Source organism: Actinomadura kijaniata NBRC 14229 (assembly GCF_001552175.1).
GTDB classification, from domain to species: domain Bacteria; phylum Actinomycetota; class Actinomycetes; order Streptosporangiales; family Streptosporangiaceae; genus Spirillospora; species Spirillospora kijaniata.
On sequence record NZ_BCQR01000314.1, the window covers coordinates 1 to 3,796 of the forward strand.

General features: G+C 74.6%; 4 protein-coding genes. 2 read left to right on the forward strand and 2 right to left on the reverse strand.

The features are described 5' to 3' along the window. Positions 1–42: 42 nt before the first annotated feature. Both mug and AKI01S_RS48310 read right to left on the reverse strand, forming a co-directional pair. Positions 43–612, reverse strand: coding sequence for a G/U mismatch-specific DNA glycosylase (gene mug, locus AKI01S_RS48305; protein WP_174567492.1), 570 nt, complete (start codon positions 610–612; stop codon positions 43–45). Beyond that, complete coding sequence (locus AKI01S_RS48310) at positions 612–1,331, reverse strand: sulfite exporter TauE/SafE family protein (RefSeq protein ID WP_067833824.1); 720 nt, start codon at positions 1,329–1,331, stop codon at positions 612–614. Before AKI01S_RS48310 ends, mug begins: the two co-directional genes overlap by 1 nt. A 439-nt stretch (positions 1,332–1,770) precedes the next feature. On the opposite strand from AKI01S_RS48310, the gene AKI01S_RS48315 reads away from it, so the two are divergent. Together AKI01S_RS48315 and AKI01S_RS48320 are read left to right on the forward strand one after the other, a co-directional pair. After that, complete coding sequence (locus AKI01S_RS48315) at positions 1,771–2,394, forward strand: LysE family translocator (RefSeq protein ID WP_067833827.1); 624 nt, start codon at positions 1,771–1,773, stop codon at positions 2,392–2,394. 239 nt (positions 2,395–2,633) lie between these two features. Beyond that, a partial coding sequence (locus AKI01S_RS48320) for an MMPL family transporter (protein ID WP_157420752.1) occupies positions 2,634–3,796 on the forward strand: 1,163 nt, incomplete at its 3' end.

Genomic DNA, 3,796 nt, shown 5'->3' on the forward strand with positions numbered 1-3,796 from the left:
GGGCGCGTTCAGGGTCCCTCGTGGGCTTTCGGGGCCTGGGCCCTACGAGCTCTCGTCGCCGGCGGCTTCCGCGGCTTCGCGGAGGCGGGCGAACTCCGCGGCCATCCGGTCCAGGGGCCAGCTCGCGTTCAGGCCGCTCGGGTTGGGCAGCACCCATACCCGGGCGGGGCCGATGCGGTCGTCCTGGGGGCCGATCTGCGCCTTCTTGTCGCCGAACGCGGTGCGGTAGGCCGTGACCCCGGCGACGCCCAGGTAGGCGGGGCGGTAGCGCTCGACGAGCGCCACCAGGCGTTCGCCGCCCTCGCGGAGTTCGGTCTCGGTGAGCTCGTCGGCGCGGGCGGTGGTGCGGGGCGCCAGGTTGGTGATCCCGAGGCCGTAGGAGGGCAGCAGGTGCTGTTCGGCGGGGCGCAGCTGGCGTTCGGTGAAGCCGGAGCGGTGCAGCGCGGGCCAGAACCGGTTGCCCGGGCGGGCGAAGTGGTGCCCGGTGGCCCCCGAGTACAGTCCGGGGTTGATTCCGCAGAACAGCACCCGCAGCGTCGCCCCCTCCGGGGGCAGGATGTCGGGGATCAGCTTGTCGCGGGCGGCTTCGAGGTCGGCCTTGGTCGGACGCATCACATCAGGCTACGTACCACGAGTGTGACGGCTGATGCGCCCACGACCACGAGGATTCCGGCGCGCATGCGGCCCGCGTCCAGGTGGCGGCGCAGCGGGCCCGCCACGGCGAAGCCCGCCAGCACGAACGGCGTCAGCGCCAGCCCCGCCGTGACCTGCCGGTACGGCAGCTGGTGCGTCGCGGCGAGGGTGAGCAGCGACAGCAGGGCCCCGACCGTGAAGAACACCGCCAGGGTGGCGCGGACGCGGGGCCCGCTCTCGCGCTGGTAGAGCAGGGCGATGGGCGGGCCGCCGATGGAGGACGCCGTTCCGGTGGCGCCGGAGACCAGCCCGGCGGCGGCCAGGGTGGCGCGGTTGCGGGGGACGTCGCCCGACCACAGGGACGCGGCCAGCGCGGCGAGCACGACGAGGCCGATGACCGCGCCGAGCGGTCCCGGCGGGACCGACGCCACCACCCAGACGCCCAGCGGCGTCCCGGCGACGCGCCCGGCGAACGCCCAGCCGAGCCCCCGCAGGTCGGCGTGGCGGACCTCCCGGACGAGGGTCGCCAGCGGCAGGACGGTCGCGGCGACCAGGATCGCGCCGGGCATCAGGGTGGGGAACAGCAGCGTCACCACGGGCGTGGCGACCAGGCCGACGCCCAGGCCGACGCTGCTCTGCACGATCGCGCCGAGCAGCACGGCCAGGCCGCCGACGACCAGGAAGTCGAGATGGGGCATAACGCCGCGGAACGCTACACCCCCACTCTTCCGATCGGTTTCAGGCGGATGCGTCGATGAGCGCGGCCACCTCGGCGCCGGTCAGCTCCAGGCCGGGGACCGCGAGCAGCGCCGGGAGCTGCTCGACGGTGCGGGCGCTGTCGACCAGCCGACCGGGGCGGTACTTGCCGGTGAGGAAGCCGGAGGCCAGGCCGTAGTGGGGCAGGGCGGCCAGGCCGCCTCGTAGGTGTCGCGGGAGACGAGGTTGTAGTGCGACTGGGCGGCGACGTAGCCAAGTGACTCTTCAGACTCAAGTGACGGCGGTCAAAGACTTCGTCCGCACCGGGGACAGCCCTCGGCTCGCCGATCCTCCTGGTCACGTCGTCGTTTACGGGCAAGGCGGGGATGCGGGCCGGTATTCCAGTCAGGAACATACGTCCGCCTATGACAGCATGTGCCCATGTTGACCGCTTGTCTCGCGTTCGCGGCCGTGGCCGCGCTGGTGACCGTCACTCCGGGCCTCGACACCATGCTGGTGCTGCGGGCGACCGTCACGGGCGGGCGGCGGACGGGCCTGCTCGCCGGGCTGGGCGTGGCGCTGGGCTGCCTGACGTGGGCGCTGGCGAGCGCGGTGGGGCTGACGGCGCTGCTGGCGGCGTCGCGGCTGGCGTTCGACGTGCTGCGCGTCGCGGGCGCGGCCTACCTGCTGTGGCTGGGCGGCCGGGCGCTGTGGACGGCGCGGCGGGGGCGGGCGGCCGGGGCCGCCGAGACCGCGGACGCGCCGATGTCGTGGCGGGAGGCGCTGCGCACCGGGTTCACGACGAACCTGCTCAACCCCAAGATCGGCGTGTTCTACATGAGCCTGCTGCCGCAGTTCGTGCCGCAGGGGGCGTCGATGTTCTGGACGAGCATGCTGTTCGCGGCGATCCACGCCGTCCAGGGCCTGCTGTGGTTCGGCCTGCTGGCGGCGGTGGCGGGGGCGGCCCGCCGGGTGCTGAGCCGCCCGGCCGTCCGGCGCCGCCTCCAGCAGGTGATGGGCGTGGCGTTCATCGGCTTCGGCCTGAAACTGGCCGCCGATCACTGACGGGGCAGCGGCGATCTAGGCCCCGACCAAGGGAAACTACTTTGAGTAATCAGATTGGATGCTCTGAGTAACGGGAAGGGTGGGGGTGTACCGGGCGATCATCACGCCGGGTGTTCGGACACCCGGCCATGACGCGCCCGTCGGATCGCGTGGTGAGGAACCCCCATGTCACCCGGAAACGAGGAACGCCGGTCGGCGCGCCCGTGGCGCGGAAACGGTGAGCGCTGGGCGCACGACGGGTGAGGGCGCGCGGACCGCTCGCCCGGCCGCGCCGTCCCGCACGGCGGGAGAGCGCGCTGGCGGCCTTCGCGCGCTGGTCGGTGCGCAACCGGACCGCCGTGCTGGCGGCGTCCGCGGTCACGGCCCTCATGCTGGGGCTCCTGGCGGCGGGACTGGCCGACCGGCTGTCCAACGGCGGGTTCCTGGCCACCGGCACCGAGTCGGCCCGCGCCGACGCCCTGCTGACGCGCGGGTTCGACGCCACGACCCCCGACCTCGTGCTGCGGGCCGCGGCGGACCGGCCGGTCGACTCCGGCCCGGTCGCGGAGGCGGGCGCCCGGCTGACCCGCCACCTGCGCGGACAGTCCGGGGTGGCCCGCGTGCGGTCGTACTGGGACGGACGGCCGGCCGCGCTGCGCGCCACCGACGGCCGTTCGGCCCTGCTGGTGGTGGACCTGGCCGGGACCGAGGCGGACGCGACCCGCACCGCCGAACGGCTGGTCCCGGACCTCGCCCGCCGGTTCGCCCCGCTGCGCGTGACCGCCACCGGACCGGCCTGGACGAACGTGCAGTTCATCCGGCAGGGACAGGACGACGCGCGCAAGGCCGAGGTCGTCGTCGCGCCGCTGGCGGTGCTGATCCTGGTGATCGCCTTCGGGTCGGTCTTCGCCTCGCTGCTGCCGGTCGTGGTGGGCGCCCTGGCCGTGGTCGGCACGCTGGCCGCGCTGCGGCTGCTGACGCACGCGATCGAGATCTCGGTGTTCGCGCCCAACCTGGCGACCGCGCTGGGGTTCGGGCTCGCCATCGACTACAGCCTGTTCATCGTGACCCGCTTCCGCGAGGAACTGGCCCGCGGGCTGCCGGTCGGCGAGGCCGTGGTGCGCAGCATGGCCACCGCCGGGCGCACCGTCGTCTTCTCGGCCTGCACCGTGGGCCTGGCCGTCAGCGGGCTGTTCGTCTTCCCCGTCGCGCTGCTGCGCTCGCTGGCCTGGGCGGTGATCACGGTGGTGGCGCTGGCCGCGGCCGCCACGATCCTGGTGCTGCCCGCCCTGCTGGCCGCGCTGGGCACCCGCGTCAACGACCTGGACCCCTTCGCCCGGCTGCGCCGCCGGGCCGCCGGGGCGGGCCGCCGCAGGGCGGTGCGGGCCGCGCGCCGCCTCGTGCTGGCCGGTGGGGCGACCGC